We start from the raw sequence: 1,719 nt of genomic DNA, 5'->3' as shown, positions 1-1,719 counted from the left end.
AAAAAGGATAATGCTTCCTTTTGGTGCAATGGCCCGTTCTGCATGATCATAAAAATACATTTCATCGGGTTTCAGATCTGTTTTATGTGAGCCCGAAAGAAAATAAGTTGCACCATTTAACAATGTAAAATCATCAAGCGTAACAATCATCTGGATCAGCAATTTTGCATCTTTCATAAAGGTGCGCGCATCACGATGTATGTTACTCAAATAAGGGTGCTCTTTTTTAGCATGTATTACTGCATTCATACCATTCAGGATATAATTGCCGTTTAAGAAATGCCTGATCTCTTCATTGCAATACATTTTTTCAAGAAAACGAAGCCCGAAATTTTCGCGTTCTAACAAATGATGCAACGTTCCACCCATATTAGCACTTATGCCGTTTTTCTCCTGGATACTTCTCCTGTATTTATAAGCATCTATTAAATCTTCATTAATCTTGTCAACAAAATCCGCCCCTAAAACATTATTATAAACAACCCACCCATATTCATCTATTGCACTTGTAAAATCACTTAAAGTTCGGTCGGCATAATTCAACCTATTTTCCATTGCGTAAAATTTATTGGTCCTGCTTTGGTACAATATTTTAGTTCAGCTGCATAATTTTCAACATCTCGGCATTAACAAGATTTACATCGAATTTTTTCCGGGCAAAAGCAAGTCCGTTTACCCCATTGGAACTAATAGCATTGCTATTGCTGAGGTAAAATTTCATTTTTGAAACAAGCTCAGTGACATTTTTAACAGGAACCAGAAAGCCGTTTGCAGCCAAAGCTGATTCAATAGTTTCCCTGCAGCCCACAGAATCACTGGTTATAATTGCTCTTCCCATTGCCATGCTTTCCAGCAAACAGCGAGGTATACCCTCCCCGTAATAAGAAGGTAATACTACTACGGATGCATCTTTTATATGAGGCCTCACATCATCAACTTCGCCCAGGTAAGTAATTGTTTTTCCCGACTTAATTTTACTGTAAAGCTCATTGCTTATGGTATCAACGTTGCTGCCATACGCTCCAATCAGTTTAAACTGGATATTGGGGTGCTGTAAACGAATATTTCGTGCCGCCTCGTAATATTCATAGATCCCTTTGGCGTTTATTAAACGCGAGATCATTAAAAAACTAACGTTTTTTATATCAGGCGGAGCGTATTCATAATGTTCCAGATCAACACCTGAACCATTTACTACGGCAACCTTATGTTTAGCAGTTAAAATTTTATGCTGTAACAGTGTTTGATAATCATCTTTGTTCTGAAAAATTATTCTCAGCCGACGGTTATTCATCAGGCTGAATTTTAAAAGCTTGCGGGTAATATTGCTTAGCAAACCTTTTTTTGCATTTGGAGTGAAGTTATAACCCAGGCCTGTAAGCATTGGTGTTATCTTTTTAACGCGACATAATTTTGCCAGGACGGTTCCGTATATCACAGGTTTAAAAGTGTACGGGAAAAAAACATCCGGCCGCAGTTTTTTGATCAGCTTATATAGCTGGATAATATAACGGATATCTGAAAAAACGGAAACATTGCTGCCATCCAGTTCATTTTCATATACACCTACCTTTAGTAATGCTAATTTTTCACGTACGCTTTGCTGTGTAATGCGGGGTGTAAATACATATACCTCATGGTGTTGTACCAATTGTTCTATGAGTTTGCCCCTGAAATCCATTAATGATCTGGACGAATCGCATACGATCAGTATTCTTT

The 1,719-nt window shown here is 37.5% G+C and carries 2 protein-coding genes; both read right to left on the bottom strand.

From position 1 onward, the window contains the following. Positions 1–555, bottom strand: a 555-nt coding sequence (locus tag AC1DRQ_RS31290; RefSeq protein ID WP_477430008.1) for a phytanoyl-CoA dioxygenase family protein, incomplete at its 3' end; no start/stop codon positions are given. Between the two features lie 37 nt (positions 556–592). Then, the coding region (locus tag AC1DRQ_RS31285) for a glycosyltransferase family 4 protein (protein ID WP_477430006.1) at positions 593–1,719 on the bottom strand (1,127 nt) is incomplete at its 5' end.

The organism is Mucilaginibacter sp. P4_E8 (assembly GCF_056401495.1).
This window is presented reverse-complemented; position numbering and strand designations above follow the sequence as displayed.